The 14,998-nt window shown below is 33.5% G+C and carries 13 protein-coding genes; 4 read left to right on the top strand and 9 right to left on the bottom strand.

All coding sequences use genetic code 11. The features are described 5' to 3' along the window. The first annotated feature begins 48 nt into the window (after positions 1–48). Complete coding sequence (locus ABNT22_RS02075; protein ID WP_348715965.1) at positions 49–1,863, top strand: GNAT family N-acyltransferase; 1,815 nt, start codon at positions 49–51, stop codon at positions 1,861–1,863. Between the two features lie 350 nt (positions 1,864–2,213). Here ABNT22_RS02075 and ABNT22_RS02070 read toward each other — a convergent pair whose 3' ends face one another. The 9 genes from ABNT22_RS02070 to ABNT22_RS02030 all read right to left on the bottom strand — a co-directional run bounded on the left by ABNT22_RS02070 (position 2,214) and on the right by ABNT22_RS02030 (position 12,081). Next, positions 2,214–2,576, bottom strand: coding sequence for a Na(+)-translocating NADH-quinone reductase subunit F (locus ABNT22_RS02070; RefSeq protein ID WP_348715964.1), 363 nt, complete (start codon positions 2,574–2,576; stop codon positions 2,214–2,216). Beyond that, positions 2,576–3,931, bottom strand: coding sequence for a DEAD/DEAH box helicase (locus tag ABNT22_RS02065; RefSeq protein ID WP_348716694.1), 1,356 nt, complete (start codon positions 3,929–3,931; stop codon positions 2,576–2,578). Before ABNT22_RS02065 ends, ABNT22_RS02070 begins: the two co-directional genes overlap by 1 nt. A 57-nt stretch (positions 3,932–3,988) precedes the next feature. Further along, positions 3,989–5,557, bottom strand: a complete 1,569-nt coding sequence (locus ABNT22_RS02060) for a DUF11 domain-containing protein (RefSeq protein WP_348715963.1) — start codon at positions 5,555–5,557, stop codon at positions 3,989–3,991. 479 nt (positions 5,558–6,036) lie between these two features. After that, positions 6,037–7,344, bottom strand: a complete 1,308-nt coding sequence (nqrF, locus tag ABNT22_RS02055) for an NADH:ubiquinone reductase (Na(+)-transporting) subunit F (protein WP_348715962.1) — start codon at positions 7,342–7,344, stop codon at positions 6,037–6,039. 1 nt (position 7,345) lies between these two features. After that, entirely contained in the window at positions 7,346–8,101 is a 756-nt protein-coding gene (gene nqrE, locus ABNT22_RS02050) for an NADH:ubiquinone reductase (Na(+)-transporting) subunit E (protein ID WP_348715959.1), read from the bottom strand. 28 nt (positions 8,102–8,129) lie between these two features. Next, on the bottom strand, positions 8,130–8,774 hold the full coding sequence (locus tag ABNT22_RS02045; protein WP_348715957.1) for an NADH:ubiquinone reductase (Na(+)-transporting) subunit D: 645 nt from the start codon (positions 8,772–8,774) through the stop codon (positions 8,130–8,132). A gap of 2 nt (positions 8,775–8,776) precedes the next feature. Continuing rightward, entirely contained in the window at positions 8,777–9,517 is a 741-nt protein-coding gene (locus tag ABNT22_RS02040) for a Na(+)-translocating NADH-quinone reductase subunit C (RefSeq protein WP_348715955.1), read from the bottom strand. A 2-nt stretch (positions 9,518–9,519) separates the two neighbouring features. Then, on the bottom strand, positions 9,520–10,725 hold the full coding sequence (locus ABNT22_RS02035) for an NADH:ubiquinone reductase (Na(+)-transporting) subunit B (protein ID WP_348715953.1): 1,206 nt from the start codon (positions 10,723–10,725) through the stop codon (positions 9,520–9,522). A 3-nt stretch (positions 10,726–10,728) separates the two neighbouring features. Continuing rightward, a complete protein-coding gene (locus ABNT22_RS02030; RefSeq protein ID WP_348715951.1) occupies positions 10,729–12,081 on the bottom strand; it encodes a Na(+)-translocating NADH-quinone reductase subunit A in 1,353 nt (450 codons plus the stop codon). A gap of 159 nt (positions 12,082–12,240) precedes the next feature. On the opposite strand from ABNT22_RS02030, the gene ABNT22_RS02025 reads away from it, so the two are divergent. Genes ABNT22_RS02025 through ABNT22_RS02015 form a run of 3 tightly spaced genes read left to right on the top strand, consistent with a single transcriptional unit; the run spans position 12,241 to position 14,997 of the window. Beyond that, entirely contained in the window at positions 12,241–13,458 is a 1,218-nt protein-coding gene (locus ABNT22_RS02025) for a DUF5103 domain-containing protein (protein WP_348715948.1), read from the top strand. Then, positions 13,433–13,888 carry a Co2+/Mg2+ efflux protein ApaG gene (gene apaG / locus ABNT22_RS02020; protein WP_348727212.1) on the top strand — a complete coding sequence of 152 codons (456 nt, stop codon included), beginning with the start codon at positions 13,433–13,435 and terminating at the stop codon, positions 13,886–13,888. Before ABNT22_RS02025 ends, apaG begins: the two co-directional genes overlap by 26 nt. Next, positions 13,888–14,997, top strand: coding sequence for a DUF3667 domain-containing protein (locus ABNT22_RS02015; protein WP_348715943.1), 1,110 nt, complete (start codon positions 13,888–13,890; stop codon positions 14,995–14,997). The genes apaG and ABNT22_RS02015 overlap by 1 nt, the downstream gene beginning before the upstream one ends. Position 14,998 lies beyond the last annotated feature (1 nt).

Genomic DNA, 14,998 nt, shown 5'->3' with positions numbered 1-14,998 from the left:
TCACAAATTTCCGTTATATTTGCAGTTACGTCTAATTGATATCTTTAAATGGGATTAGTAACACCTAAGGAAATAGCAAAAGCTATTGGAGTTGATAAATTTGGAGCGTTTGGAACGTTTTCTGGATGGCTCTTAATGAAGATTTTGCGCATTTCCACTGCCAACAAAATATATAACAAACATAAGCATAAGAAGGACTTACCGTTTTTAAATGGATTGCTTGATGAATTTCAAATAGAATTTGAAATTCCAGAAGAGGATTTAAAACGTATTCCAAAAGAGGGGCCTTTTATTACCATTTCTAATCATCCATTAGGAGGAATAGATGGTATTTTATTATTAAAGCTTTTAGTTGAACACAGGGCAGACTATAAAATAATCGCTAATTTTTTACTTCATAGAATAGAGCCTTTAAAGCCTTATGTAATGCCGGTAAACCCGTTCGAAAATCATAAGGACGCAAAATCTAGTGTAGCTGGTATTAAAAATGCATTATTGCATTTACGTGAAGGAAAACCTTTAGGTATATTCCCTGCAGGAGAAGTTTCTACCTACAGAGACGGAAAACTTATGGTAGATAAAGAGTGGGAAGAAGGAGCAGTTCGCTTGATAAAAAAAGCAAAAGTTCCGGTTATCCCTATTTATTTCCATGCAAAAAACAGTAAGTTATTTTACTTTTTATCAAAAATAAGTGATACCCTACGTACGGCTAAATTACCTTCTGAATTGCTTTCTCAAAAAAGCAGGGTAATTAAAGTGAGAATAGGAAAACCTATTTCTGTTAAAGATCAAGACAACTATTCTGAAATTCCAGATTTTTATCATTTCTTAAGAAAGAAAACATATATGTTGGCGAATCCTTTTGAGAAAACGCCTCAAAAAATCTTGTCTACTCAAAACTTAAAGATTCCTAAAAAGGCAAAAAATATAACGTCTCAAAGAAATCCTGAGTTATTTGCTAAAGAGGTAGATAAATTACGTGAATCTGGTGCGAGACTCTTACAAAGTAAAAATTACGAAGTCTTCTTTGCACATGCCAAAGACATCCCGAATATTTTACATGAAATAGGACGTTTACGTGAAATTACCTTTAGAGAGGTAGGTGAAGGAACGAACAAGTCTATTGATTTAGATAAGTATGACAAGTACTACTACCATAAATTTTTATGGGACAACGAAAAAAAATGTGTTGCTGGTGCCTATAGAATGGGACTAGGTAAAGAAATATATAAAAAGTATGGTATTAATGGTTTCTATGTTCAAACATTGTTTAGAGTAGAGCCTGAGCTTCATAGCATGATGGAAAAAACCATTGAAATGGGACGCGCTTTCATCATCAAACAATACCAACAAAAACCAATGCCATTATTTTTACTTTGGAAAGGTATTGTTCACGTAACTCTACGCTACCCAGAGCATAAGTATTTAATGGGAGGTGTAAGTATTAGCAATCAGTTTTCTGAATTTTCTAAATCGTTAATGATTGAGTTTATGAAATCTCATTATTACGATCCTTATTTAGCACAATATATCCATCCTAAGAAAGAGTTTAAAGTTCGTTTAAATGATGCTGATAAAGATTTCATTTTTGACTCTACGCAATCAGATATGAATAAATTTGATAAAGTTATTGATGAACTTGAACCAGGTGCACTTCGTATTCCTGTTTTAATAAAAAAGTACATTAAACAAAATGCTCGAATTATCTCTTTTAATGTAGATCCAAAATTTAACAATGCTATTGACGGATTGATGTATATTAAAATTGTTGATTTACCAGAAAGTACTGTGAAACCTGTAATGGAAGAATTCCAAGCAGAGCTCGAACGAAAAGCCTCTGAACAACAAACCAACAATGTTTAGTTGTAGATAAAACAAGACATTAGAAATATGATATAAAAAAACACCAGCATTTTCCTAAATGCTGGTGTTTTTCTTCAAAACTTAATTTTTTCGTAGGTCTTAGTGATTAATAGCGTAACTGGCCCCTTTTCCAAATTCCGATAATTTTGCTAAGATGTTCTTTAAAAAGTCCTGAATCCCCTTAAGTAACTTTTTTTTCATTTGTAGATTTTTAAAATTTCCCCTACACAAATATACATCTAAACTAGGTTTTATCCTTGTTTTTCAGTGGTTTATGTATAAATGGTAAAAAAGTATGTATAACTGGTAGGTTCCGCTCTACAAAATACAATGCTTTGAAAAACAATAAGTTACAATATATCTATAAAATCTTCAAAAGCAACATAATACGGTTCGTCTTTAAAAACAGGTAAGTCTATACTTTCTGCATTTGCTATACCTATACCTGCATACCAAACTTTTGCATTTTGTTTTTTGGCATGTTCTTTAAACGTTTCCATCCATAAAACATCGTAAGAATCTGGATTTTGAATATTATTTGAAACTTTTACAAGAACAAAAATTGTAGGCTCTCCTTTTTTAAATAACACAAACTGAGGATGGCTCTTTAGTTTACTGTTGATAGCAACAAACTCATAGCCTTTCTCTTGGAGTTTCTTACCAATGATATTCATACCTAAATTATGTAGTTCTTGCTCGGTAAGTGCTCTCATTATTTACGTTTTCTATTCTTCTTACTTGTATTTTTCTGCCCTCTTGTTTTAGGCTTTTTATATTTTTTAGCTATTTCTCTTTTATAAGACCCTCCTAAATTGACCTTTCTGTTTTTTTCTTTCTTTTCATGAAAAGCAGGGCCAGGGACATACTCTTGAGAAGTTCTATTGGCAGATTGTGACTTATCTTCTCTCGGACGTTCCTCTTCAGTTAATTGGTTTGATATTTCAACCTGTTCTGGAATATCTACTAACGGAATTTCATAATTCATTAACTCCTCAATTTCTTTTTTCGCTAACTGCTCTTTTTCAGTAGCAAATAAAATTGATTTTCCTTTATGAGAAGCTCTTCCTGTACGCCCTATTCGATGCATATAGTTTTCAGGGTACTGTGTAGGATTAAAGTTAATTACGTGCGAAATTTCGACTAAATCAAGACCACGAGCAATTACATCAGTTGCTATTAAAATTCTATGGTTCCCTTTATTAAACTCCTCTATAGATCGTAAACGATAGTTTTGCGTTTTGTTAGAGTGAATTACACAGTTTTGACCTGGAAACTCTTCTTCTAATAAATTAAAAATTCGGTCGGCATTTCTTTTATTAGGAGCAAAAACAAGTACTTTATGAAACTCTTGTTTGTCAAACAGTAGTTCATTTAACAAATTAATTTTTGTGTAAAAATTAGGCACATTATAAGAACTCTGCTCAATATTATCTAAAGGCGTACCACTAACCGCAATAGCTATTTTCTTAGGTGCAATAAAATAATCATCAATCAAAGCTTCTACATCTTCTGTCATCGTAGCGGAAAACATCACATTTTGCCTTCTTTCTGGAAGTAAATCAAAAATGTTTAAAATCTGAAAACGAAAGCCTAAATCAAGCATCACATCTACTTCATCAATCACTAATTTCTGAATTGATTTCAATTTTAATACTCGACTTACTGCCAAATCATACAAACGACCAGGGGTAGCTACAATAACATCGCATCCTTGCGCAACTGCCTCTTTATGGCGATTTAAATTTACTCCACCATACACTCCTAAAACACGAAGTGTCATATACTTTGCCAACTTCTCAATTTCCTCTACCACTTGTACTACTAATTCTCTTGTAGGAACTAGTATGAGTACTCTCGGGTTTTCTTGCTTTGAAAATTTAAGATCTCTTAAAATAGGCAACACATAGGCAAAAGTTTTACCTGTACCTGTTTGTGCTATTCCTACTACATCATTTCCAGAGCGAACTTTGGGAAAAGCTTCCTCTTGAATAGGTGTTGGAGTTACAAACCCTAAATCTTCTATGGCATTTCTTAGTGGATTGGATAAATCTAAATCTTGAAACGTAATCATTCAGAATAATTTGTTGCAAAGGTACAACCATTATCTGTGTATAAAAAGTCTCTTTTATTCTACAGAGTCAGAATCTATATCTTCCTGATCTACGTTAATTACTTCACCTGTATTTATAATGGTTCCTGCAGACGCTACAGTTGCCGCAATTTGAACAGTTATAGTTTGCCCACTAGTTATGGTTACACCGCTAAGATCCCATAATCCAGAAACTTGATTATAGGTTCCTGTACCTATAGTAGAACTTCCAGCATTGTATGTTAAGCCAGTAGGTAACAAGTCTCTTACTTGGACTCCAGTAGCACTTTGAGGACCACTATTGGTTATTGATAATGAAAAAGTAACAACATCTCCAACCTTAGGTATAGCTGTGTCAACTGTTTTTGTAAGCTTTAAATCTACAGAAGGAACCACCATTAAAGTAAAATAATCATTATCATCAAAAGAAACCGTGCCTGAATATGTTCCTCCCGCTAAGGACAAGTCATATTCTTCTGCTATGGTACTAAAATCGGCAACAGTACTTCTTACTAATTTAAAAACTCCTGTTGGCACTCCTGTTAAATCAAGATCAGATTGGCTAATAGCAGCACTAACATCTTCTAGATCTCCTCGTTCACTGACTCTCCAAACTGTATTTACTCTATATCTTTTCCCTACTTGTGTGAATGCGTAATCTGAATCTTCAACATTTTCTCCCCAAATCAAATATTCATTATTATCAATATCACTTGGCCCATTTATTCTGACAATACCTGTACCTTGTGAATCTAAGTGATTCGATCCGTCGGGTGCTTGACCGATACCAGCTACTTTATGATCAAAGTCTCCATTTTCATCTTCATTATACACATTATCAGACACTGAAATACTTCCAAATTTAGCACTTAAATAATTCTCAACTATTACACGTTCTGCAGTGTTTAATCTACTATTATATAGTATTATCTCGTAGAAATCTCCACTTGCCTCATCGGCTCCATTTGAATTTCTACCAATTCTATCATATGGTATACCTGCTGAAGAACTTCCAATATTGATTGTTGCAACGCTATTATTAGAATAAATAGTAACATTACTAGACGATGAGTTTTTATGATAAGAAACAATCGTATTTGAATTGAATTGCGGTATTAAGGAAGAAGAATAGTCAGCCACACCATATCTTGTGAGTCCAATTCTATTCGTATTCGACCATTGTTCAATTCTTAATGAATAAGAAGTATTATCAAATAAAGAGTTACTACTACCAACATTTACCGGATTAATGGCAAAAAAAGCACTCGCATCTGTATATGTACCTCCTGTATTAGCATTTAAAACCTGAGCAGGATTGGTTGCCGCATTAAAGTTTACAGAACCAAAAGGCGTACTAGCATATGAGGGTGACCTTGTTGCTGAGCTATTGGTATAATTATTACCGTTACCACTAAAATCATTCCAAGCACTTACCGTACTTCCCACTGTTGGGTTATTGGATATATCGCCATCTGCATTCACATCATTTGCACGTAACCAAACTCGAAGAGTACTGCTACCATCTCTTGCTCCAACACCACCTGGACCAGTTTGAGCAAAGGCTGTTAAACTAAGAAACAATAATAGTATTAATATCTTTTTCATTCTGTAAAAGTACTCAATCTTAAAAGTTATTTAAATTTATTTATTTTTTTCTAAATAAATTACAAACTTCTTGAAATACTTTTGTAATAATTAAAAACACTCGATCTTTCTTTAAAACACCAAGAGCTTCTAATTCATAAATACTTGTTTACAAGTGAAACATTTAAACCTTTTTTTGTAGAAAAAAAGTACTCTCTGTAACTTATTTCTTTTAATTCTTTTAACAACGATTGAATTACAATTTGGACAATTCATAACTTAATTTTTAAACACAATTCCTTTTTAACTTATTAACCTTACTATATTAAGGATCTACAAACAAAATAAACTGTTTAATTAGGTATCGTATCAAAATAGTTTCCGAACGTATAAAATTTGTTTACGAACGTTTAATTTACCTTTCGCATATCAGAATTTCAAAATATAAAAAAAAGCCGAGCAAAATGCTCGGCTTTTTATATCTAATAGTTACTTTGTTTTTATCCTCCAAAGTCATCAAAACGAATGTTTTCATCTGGAATACCAAAATCTTCACCCATTTTTTGTACGGCTTTGTTCATTAAAGGTGGTCCACAGAAGTATAATTCAATATCTTCTGGTGAATCATGTTTGCTTAAGAATTGTTCGATAACACAGTTGTGAACAAATCCAACAAACCCATCTCCTTCAGCTTCTAAATTCTCTTTAACTTTCCAATTATCTTCCTCTAATGGTTCAGATAATGCAATATGGAATTTAAAGTTCGGGAATTCTTTTTCTAATGCCCAGAAGTGCTCTAAATAGAATAACTCACGCTTAGAACGACCTCCATACCAATAAGAAACTTTTCTTCCAGTCTTTAAGGTTTTAAATAAGTGATATAAGTGAGAACGCATTGGTGCCATACCAGCTCCTCCTCCTACATATAACATTTCAGCATCCGACTCGTTAATGAAGAATTCTCCATAAGGCCCTGAAATAGTTACTTTATCTCCAGGCTTTCTTGAGAATACATATGACGATGCGATTCCTGGATTTACATCCATCCATCCGTTCTTAGCTCTATCCCATGGCGGTGTAGCAATACGAACGTTCAACATAATTTCACGTCCTTCTGCTGGGTAAGAAGCCATAGAGTAAGCTCTTTCTACTAACTCATCATTCTTCATTACTAACGGCCATAAACCGAACTTATCCCATTCTACCTGGAATTTATCTGGAGTATCGTGTTCTTCTGGGTGTGCAGTAATGTCCATATCTGAGAACTTCACCTCACACTTAGGGATTTCAATTTGAATATACCCCCCAGCCTTATAATTCATATCTTCTGGAATTTCAACTACAAATTCCTTGATAAAAGATGCAACGTTATAATTTCTAACTACAACAGCTTCCCATTTCTTAATTCCGAAAATTTCTTCTGGAATAGAAATATCCATGTCTTGCTTTACTTTTACCTGACATGCTAAACGGATACCATGTGCCAATTCTTTACGAGTAAAGTGAGGCGTTTCTGTTGGTAAAGCTTCACCTCCACCCGCGTTTACATGACATTCACATTGCACACATGATCCACCTCCACCACATGCAGATGGTAAAAATATTTTCTCGTTTCCTAAAGTTGACAATAAAGTTCCTCCTGAAGGTACTTCAATTGTCTTATCACCATTAATGGTAATCTTTACTGGTCCTGATGGTGCTAACTTTTGCTTAACAAATAACAATAAACCTACTAAAACTAAGGTTACTGCTAAAAATGCTAATACTGTGATTAGTACCGTTCCTCCTGTACTTACTTCTAAAAACATATTATTCTGTAATTTCTTTAGTGTTAGTAGCTATCTCTTTTGTTTCCTCTGCAGCAGTCTCCTCTTTTTCTTCCTCTACCTTCTCCTCAACTTTTGGAGCTACTACAGCTTGTGTTTCTTCTTTCTTACCTGCATCATCACCTCCTGTTAACATACCACCGAAACTCATAAATCCGATAGCCATTAATCCAGTAATGATAAATGTAATTCCTAATCCTCTTAAAGCTGGTGGTACAGATGAATATCTGATTTTTTCACGAATAGCTGCAATAGCTAAAATTGCTAAAAACCATCCAATTCCTGAACCTACACCATAAGTAAATGATAATCCTAATGTTGGAATCTCACGAGATTGCATAAATAATGACCCTCCTAAAATAGCACAGTTTACTGCGATAAGTGGTAAGAAAATACCTAAAGAGTTATACAATGCTGGTGCAAATTTCTCTACAATAATTTCTACTAATTGTACCATGGTTGCAATAGTTGCAATAAACATGATAAATGATAAGAAACTTAAGTCGTAATCTGCGTACTCTGCTCCTAACCAAGATAATGCTCCTGGCTGTAATAAATATTGATCTAACAACCAGTTTACTGGTACAGTTACAGCTAATACGAAAATAACCGCTGCTCCTAAACCAACTGCTGTAGATACTTTTTTAGATACTGCAAGGTAAGAACACATTCCTAAGAACGTAGCAAATACCATGTTATCTATAAATATCGATTTGAAAAATAATTCTAAATGCTCCATAATCTTATATTATTGAAACGCTCTGCGTTTAGTCTTCGATTAATGCTTTATTTCTACTACGTTGTACCCAAATAATGATACCCACAACAATTAATGCCATTGGTGATAATAACATAAATCCGTTATTCTCATATCCTAAAGCATATAATCCTGTTTTTTCAATTGGGTCTCCTAATACTTTAATTCCTAATAAAGTACCAGAACCTAACAACTCTCTAAAGAATCCTACAGCAATTAAAATTACTGCATATCCTAATGCATTTCCTATTCCGTCTAAGAATGATCTCCATGGGCCATTACCTAAAGCAAATGCTTCAAAACGTCCCATGATAATACAGTTCGTAATAATTAATCCTACGAATACCGAAAGCGTTTTACTCAACTCATAAGCAAAAGCTTTTAATACTAAATCAACAATAATTACTAATGTTGCGACTACGATTAACTGTACAATAATTCTAATTTTAGATGGAATAATATTTCTCATTAATGAGATTACCACATTACCTACTCCTAATACAAATAATACAGAAATAGACATCACTATTGAAGCTTGTAACTCTGCAGTAATTGCTAATGCAGAACAAATACCTAATACCTGAATCGTAATTGGATTGTTATCCGCTAACGGGTCAGTGATTAATTTTGTGTCTTTCTTTGATAAAAGTCCCATATTTATTTCAATGTTTTAAAGTAAGGCACGTATAATGCTAATTCTGACTTAATCATTGCAGCTACACCGTCTCCAGTAATTGTAGCTCCTGCAATAGCATCTACCTCATTATCATTTTTATCTTCATTCTTTGGATCTGCATTTGATTTAGAAACCGTAATTCCTTTGAAAGAACCATTGTTCATTAAATCTTCACCTGCAAAATCATCCATAAAGAAACGTTGCTTAATGTTAGCTCCTAAACCTGGTGTTTCTCCTTTGTGATCAAAGAATACTCCTTGAACTACCATATTTTTATCCATAGCAACATATCCCCAAATAGCATCCCATAAACCTTTTCCTCTAATTGGAGCAATGTAAAATGTTTGACCATCTTTTTCTCCAACAAACAAAGGAAGCTTACGAGATTTACCTTCTTTGGCAGCTGTTTGTTGTTTCTTTACATCAATTAAATATGCTTTAGCATCTTCAGAAACCTTATCTCCCTCAATTACTAATTGCTTTTTGATATACTTAACAAACTCATCCTCTGCTTTGTCTGCAGCTATAAAAGCTACACTTGTTTCATCGTTTTCATTCACTCCCATTGCATACAAAATATTTTGCTGCTTTTCTACCTTCTCATTAATTGTAATAAGAGGTTTTGTCAATGAAAAGATTCCTGCTAATAATGCTCCTACTACTATTACCATACCAATGGCAAATAGTACCGTGTAAATATTACCGTCTGTCTTCTTACTCATAATTAGGCAGTTTTAGCTTTTAAACGTTTTAATCTTCTCTTTACATTTCCTTGAACCACGTAGTGATCAATTGTTGGAGCAAATACATTCATTAACAAAATTGCTAACATTACTCCCTCCGGATATGCCGGGTTGAATACACGAATCATAATTGAAATAAATCCAATTAAGAAACCGTAAATTAACTTCCCTTTATTTGTTTGTGCAGCCGATACAGGGTCAGTTGCCATATACACAGCTCCAAATGCGAAACCTCCAATTAATAAATGCTTCCAGAAATCTAAACTCATTAATCCGTAGAACTTGCTAGTTTCACCGATCCATCCAAAATCAACTACTTGATTAAAGATGAATCCCATTACTAAAGCTCCAATTACCGAAGAAATCATAATTCTAGCACTTCCAATTTTTGTAAAGATTAAGAATAACGCTCCTAATAGGATTAAAAGTGTTGACGTTTCTCCAATAGAACCAGGAACAAATCCAAAGAACATATCTGAAACAGAGAAATTAGGTGCTGCGTTTTGTGCTAAACTACCTAAAATTGTTTCTCCTGAAATTGCATCTGCAGTTCCGGCTTTTTCAACAGCTCCATGCACCCACACTTTATCTCCAGACATCCATGTTGGATATGCAAAGAATAAGAATGCACGAATTGTTAATGCTGGATTTAAAATATTCATTCCAGTACCACCAAACACTTCTTTACCAATAACAACTCCAAAAGCAACTGCTACTGCTAACATCCATAATGGTAAATCTATTGGAACGATTAACGGAACTAACATTCCCGTTACTAAGTATCCTTCTTCTACTTCGTGTCCTTTAATTACTGCGAAAATAAATTCGATAACTAAACCAACTAAGTATGATACGATTACTAATGGCAAAATCTTCTTTAAACCAATGAAGAAATTATCCATATTCCAGAAGTCTCCACTAAAGAAAGACATTCCTTCTGTAAATCCATTGATTGCCGCGTTGTGTTGGTAACCTGCATTGAACATTCCGAAAATTAAACACGGAACTAATGCCATGATTACGATATTCATCGTACGCTTTAAATCATCTGCTGCCTTGATGTGAGTTCCTCCGTGAGTAATCTCATTAGGCAAATATAAAAAGGTGTGGATTGCGTTAAACGCAGGTGCCATCTTAGTACCTTTATATTTTTCTTTTAAATTATGTAAGTTTTGTTTTAAGCCCATATCTTATCCTAATTCTTCTCTCATTAAATCTAATCCTTCACGAATTATCTTTTGGTGAGGTTGTTTAGATACACAAATAAATTCTGTTAACGCAAAATCTTCTGGTGCAACTTCATAAGCTCCTAACCCTTCCATTTCGTCAAGGTCTTTATACATACAAGCTTTTAATAATTGCAACGGATAGATATCTAATGGAAATACTTCTTCATAAGAACCAGTAACCACAAATGCTCTATGTTCTCCGTTAGTATTTGTATTTAAATCGTATTTTTTCTTCGGATTCATCCAAGAGAATGTAAATGCTCTTGATGTAGAAACTTTATCAAAAACTGGCTTATTCCATCCAAATAATTCATAATCGTTTCCTTCAGGAATAGCAGTAACTATGTTCTCATAGTACCCTAAGAAATCATTTTCACCAACTTGCTCTCCACTCAATACATTACCACTAATTACACGTGCATTTTCTTGCTCTAAGTTTCCTTTTACTAGATCCCCAATTTGAGCTCCTGCTACTGCGGTTACATATTGTGGCTTGTTAAATTTAGAACCTGCTAATGCAATTGTTCTAGTAGCATTGAATTTCCCTGTTAAGAATAATTCTCCCATTACTACTAAGTCTTGAGGACTAACTACCCACACAACTTCTCCTTTATTGATAGGATCGATTTGCGCTATTTGAGTACTTACATTTCCTACTGGGTGTGGCCCAGAAACCTTATGCAACTCAATTCCTTTTAAATCCTTGAATGGAGATAATGTTGAATTCTTTGCAATAGACACATGAACTTTACCTTCAGTTAACTTGGTTAATGCTGTTAATGCCGCTTGTAACTCAGCCTCTTTACCTTTTAAAGCATAATCATAATCAGCTGCTAAAGGTGCACTAGCGTACGCAGATACAAAAATTGCTTTTGGTGCTTGGTTTGGGTTTGCCACAACATCATACGGACGTTGCTTTACAAAAGGCCAACAACCTGAAGTAAACAAGTGATTCTTCACTTCTTCTCCAGACATTGAATCTACCTCAACCTTTCCAAAATCTTTGTATTCCTGCTTACCATCAGCAGTAATCTTAATTGCTAAAACTTTTCTACGAGCTCCACGAACGATTTCAGAAACCTTACCACTTACCGGACTAGCAAATAAAACACGCTCATCACCCTTATCATGGAAAAGTGCTTGACCTGCTTTTACTTCAGTACCTTCTTTTGCTAAAATTTTTGGAATTACGCCGTGAAAATCACTAGGCTTTACAGCAAAAACACTACCAAGGGAAAGTTCGGTAGTTACCTGTTCTGCTTCGCCAACGAGCTTTATATCAAGCCCCTTCTTTATACGGATGTCTTTTGACATAGTAACTATTTATTTGATTTTCTAAAAAAACACGCAAATTTACAGATTTTGAAATTTTAAATTAAGCATTTGGTTTTTTATCTTTTCTACTCTCTTTTATTTATAATTGTTCTAAATAAATAATTTGTCTTTGGCGTGTATTTTGATACTTTTGTTTTTATGATTAAAAATTTTGTTTACGTATTATTTTGGCTTAGTGGAGTTGCTTTTTCGCAAAACATCAAAACAATTCAATTCAAACCAAAACACGCCCAAAACCAATACACACCTATTGTACGTTTAGGCCAAGTACTCGAATTGTCTTTTGATGACTTAGATGCTGACAGCAAAGAATATCAATATAAAATTGAGCACATGACTCATGATTGGAAACCAAGTAGTCTTGCTACCAATCAATATATTAATGGATTTGAGCAAATCGAAATCATCAATGTTACCAATTCTTTTAACACACTACAAAACTACACCCATTACAGTGTAGATCTTCCTAATCAGAATACCATTATTACCAAAAGTGGTAATTATCTTGTTTCTGTAATTGACGAAGATTACAATGTAGTTTTTACTCGTCGTTGTGTTTTTTATGAAGATTTAACAACTGTAGGAGTAGCTGTATACCCTAGCAGAAACGCAAGCACTAACAACACACAACAAACTGTTCAGTTTACAGTGAACCACAATGGTTTAAACATAAACACCCCTTCACAGGAAATCAATGCTGTACTTTTTCAAAACCATAACTGGAATACTGTCATTAAAAATATAGAGCCCGTTTTTATTAAACCAAACCAACTAGTATACAATCATACCGTAAAAACTAATTTTTGGGGTGGAAATGAATTTCTAAATTTTGACAGCAAGCAAATTCGAAATACCAATTTTAATATTGGAAAAACTGAATTGCAGGATATTTACCATTCTTATCTTTTTACAGATGAACCTAGGGTAGATAAAATATATTCCTACAACCCTGACATAAATGGACAATTTGTAGTAAGAACAGTGGAGGGCAATGACAACAATACAGAAGCTGATTACTCTATGGTTCATTTTTCATTTGATCTTTTTGAACCTTTTGAAAATAAAGACATTTACGTTTATGGTGCTTTTAACAATTACGAGCTTACAGAAGAAAACAAGATGTGGTACAACCCAAAAACTAAACTCTATGAAGCACGAATTTTATTCAAACAGGGATTTTATAACTACAATTATGTAACCGTTGACAAGAATAATATATTAAACACCATTGAGCTTAGTGGATCATTCTATCAAACTGAAAATGAATACACAGCCATTATCTACTACAAACCTTTTGGAGGCATTTATGATAGAGTAATTGGTGTTGGAAATGGCTATTTCAACCAAAATCGATAGCTCTAGTGTTGGAATAAACCTAAAAAACCTTTATTTTTATGGTATGTTTCAACAAATAACTAAAGGCATAAAAATTTCTGTAAAGACCGTTTACAACGGAGCTATGATTCGTGGTCATCGCAAATACTTTGCTTTTAGCTATTATATTATGATTGAAAACAAGTCAAAGGAAACAGTAAAACTTTTAGAACGGTTTTGGACTATTTTTGATGCGTTAAACACTACAGAGTTTGTTGAAGGAGAAGGTGTTGTTGGTGAGACTCCCGTGTTATTACCTAAAGACACGTACAATTATAGGTCCAATTGTTTTCTAATCTCTTCAACAGGTGCTATGAAAGGAAATTATAAAATGTTAAACATAAATACTAAAGAAGAATTTTTGGTTACTATCCCAACTTTTCAACTAACTTCAACTCCCACTCTTAACTAATGATCAAAAAGAAAAGCGTAGTCCTTTACAAGGACCCAAACTGCTTAAATTGTGGATACCCGTTTACTAAAGAAGAAAAATTTTGCCCCGAATGCGGGCAAAAAAACAAAGGATCTAAAATTACCTTTGTAAGCTTTGTAAAAGAAGTTTTTAATGGCTTTTTCTCTTGGGATGCGAAATTTTGGAAAACCATTATCCCTTTATTAATTTCTCCTGGTAAAGTTTCTAAAAACTATATCGAAGGTAAACGCGTTAGATACACGAATCCTTTTCGATTTTACCTAACCGTTTCTATCTTGTTCTTTTTAGTTTTAGGACTCATAAACACCTATCAAAATTTCACTGACTTAAACAATGACACGGCTCCAAAACAAATTAGTTTTAACGAACCTACAAAAGACCTAACACAACAGGAACTGGATTCGATTAATAATGCTATTAAAGCTGGCTTAAACGAAACACTAAAAGGTGTTGACTCAACCACCAAAAAACAAATCACAAAATTTATACCTCAGCTTGACTCCACAGCTTTAAAACAAGGAAACAACAAAAATCTTAACTTTAATTTTGGATCTAGCATCTCAAGAATGAAGAGGTTTCAATATGAAAACCCACGCATAGCTACTCAAACTGCACTGGACAGTTTAAAGATTGAAAAAACCTTTTTTAACAAGTTTCTCTACACAAGGGTAAACGTAATTAACTCATGGGAAAATTCCAACGGAAAAGCCTTCTTAAAACAACTTATTTCTTATGCTTCTGTTTCGTTATTTATATTGCTCCCAATTTTCACTTTGTTTATTAAGTTTATTTATATCAGAAGAAAATTCACCTATGTTGAACACCTTGTTTTTGTATTTCATACCCAAACGGTATTCTTCATTTTATTAACCATTTTCTTACTCATCTACAACATAAATCACAATGAAAATGCTTGGTGGGTATTTAGTATCGCCTTTCTTGTATACCTTTATTTAGCAATGAAAAAATTTTACAACCAAGGCTATATTAAAACCTTTATAAAATATTGGTTTGTAAACACTGTTTTTATTACGCTAGCAGCTATAGGAGTTGTAGTAATTTCTTTTGTTGCTTTTTTAATTTCTTAAA

The sequence above is a fragment of the Tenacibaculum sp. 190130A14a genome (assembly GCF_964048965.1).
Lineage (GTDB): Bacteria > Bacteroidota > Bacteroidia > Flavobacteriales > Flavobacteriaceae > Polaribacter > Polaribacter polynesiense.
This window is presented reverse-complemented; position numbering and strand designations above follow the sequence as displayed.